The organism is Aquiflexum sp. (assembly GCF_977115555.1).
This window is the reverse complement of sequence record NZ_CDSBKL010000597.1, coordinates 1-1,830: the sequence shown is the minus strand read 5'-3', so window position 1 is coordinate 1,830 and position 1,830 is coordinate 1. Positions and strand designations below refer to the sequence as shown.

The following is a 1,830-nucleotide window of genomic DNA, read 5'->3' as shown; positions in this document are numbered from 1 at the left end:
CTTTAATAATATTGTTTTGAACACAATACAGTTTTATCCAAGAATTGTCTTGAACTCAAAACAATAATCAGTGTCCCGTTTCCTGATCCTCGCTTCTTTTACCTCAAATCTCGAATCTCAAATCTCAAATCTATTTCACAAAAATGCCATACTCAATATCCCCGTAATCATCAGCATCTTGGAAAGGATACTTAACTGGCTGAAATGGGCTTTGCGGTCAGCCATGTAGATTTTGTACATAAAGATGAAAAAGAGGATACTCAGACCGCTGAAATAAAAGTATAGCTGCGCATTGTTGATTTTGAAGGTTACAACCAAAATCGCACATACAAAGGAAATGGCAATCAGGAAAATAATTCTTTTGGTATTACGGAAGCCAAATACGATCGGAAGTGTCCGGCAACCGTGTTTTCTGTCTCCCTGCCTATCCTCAATGTCTTTGATGATTTCCCGGATAAGGTTGATGAAAAATGCAAAAATGGCATAGGTCAATACCAGCAATTCCGATTTTTGATAGTAATACCCGATCATCCAAATGGCAGTTCCTGTCAATAAGGCCACCGTGAAGTTCCCGATAAAGGGAAGTCTTTTTAAGGAATTGCTATATAGCCAAAGCAAAAAGGAGGCAATGAAATTGATCACCGCGATTCTGGGACTGACGATCAGCCCTATCCCAACTCCCGAAATATTAAGGATAGAGTGGAGGAAAATAGCCACACGTCTTTTCATCCCTTTGCCAATAATGACTTCATCAGGTTTGTTGATATAATCAATTTTGACATCGTAATAATCATTGATCATATAGCCTGCAGCGGTCAGGATTACTGTGGAAAGGATGATCAGGTAAAGGTTGATGTCTTGCAATACCGGAAGCCCTTTTCTCGTGGTCTCCACCAAAAAATAAGCCGTCATCAGCTGCGCAAATGCCACAATCACCAGATTTAAAGGTCTGCTGATTTTGAGAAGACTCCAAAATGAAAGTCTTTTGGTTTTGGTCGTGGCGATCATGGTTCAAAATTAAAAGAAAAAGGTCAGGAACTTGGATATATTCCTGACCTCTATCAACTTTATTTTAAGCTATTAGGTTTTGTATGTTCTACTTATTTTAAATCCAAATTTGGAAGTCCTGTTTTTTGGAGAAGTCCATCTTCTTTCATCAGTTTCTCAATATCGGCTATTGTTCTCGGTACAAATTCACTCAGGTTTTCATTTCCGTCTTGAGTGATCAGGATATTGTCTTCGATCCGGATACCGATTCCCCACCATTTTGAATCTACCGGACTTCCATTTGGAATATAGATGCCGGGTTCCACAGTCAGAATCATTCCCGGCTGTAAACTGCCATAAGCACCCCGGTCATGTACATCCAGGCCAAGATGATGCCCAATGCCATGTGGGAAATAGGGGTGACGTTCGCCGGCTTTAACCAAGCCTAACTTCACAAGTCCTTCATCAATAACTTTTCGGGCAGCGGCATCGACCTCCCTATAGTCAGCGCCAACGGTACACGCCTTGGTGCCTGCTTCCAAAGCCTTCAACACAATTTCATATATGGCTTTTTCTTCTTTGGAAAAAACGCCTTTGACCGGAGCTGTCCTAGTAATATCACCGGAATAACCTCTGTATTCTGCCCCGACATCCATCAGGACAACACCCTCTTGAAGATTTACAAGCCCGTTGTCAACATAATGCAGGATGGTGGAATTGTTGCCCGAACCGACAATAGAGCCATATCCGACATATTCTGCTCCCAAAGCTTTATGCACAAATTCGTGGGCTCCTTGGATCCCTCTCTCTGATGTGCCGGGTTGGATGGAACGGAAAGCTTCT

Annotated in this window: 2 protein-coding genes; both read right to left on the bottom strand. The window is 41.9% G+C overall.

What is annotated here, in order from left to right; genetic code table 11:
- Positions 1-135: 135 nt before the first annotated feature.
- Complete coding sequence (locus tag ACZFYI_RS19935) at positions 136-1,008, bottom strand: geranylgeranylglycerol-phosphate geranylgeranyltransferase (RefSeq protein ID WP_462525870.1); 873 nt, start codon at positions 1,006-1,008, stop codon at positions 136-138.
- Between the two features lie 92 nt (positions 1,009-1,100).
- Positions 1,101-1,830: M24 family metallopeptidase (locus tag ACZFYI_RS19930; RefSeq protein WP_462525869.1), on the bottom strand; the 730-nt coding region annotated here is incomplete at its 5' end.

Excerpts from the sequence above, each read along its gene's own strand:
- ACZFYI_RS19935 (WP_462525870.1), bottom strand. The coding sequence starts at position 1,008 with ATGATCGCCACGACCAAAACCAAAAGACTTTCATTTTGGAGTCTTCTC.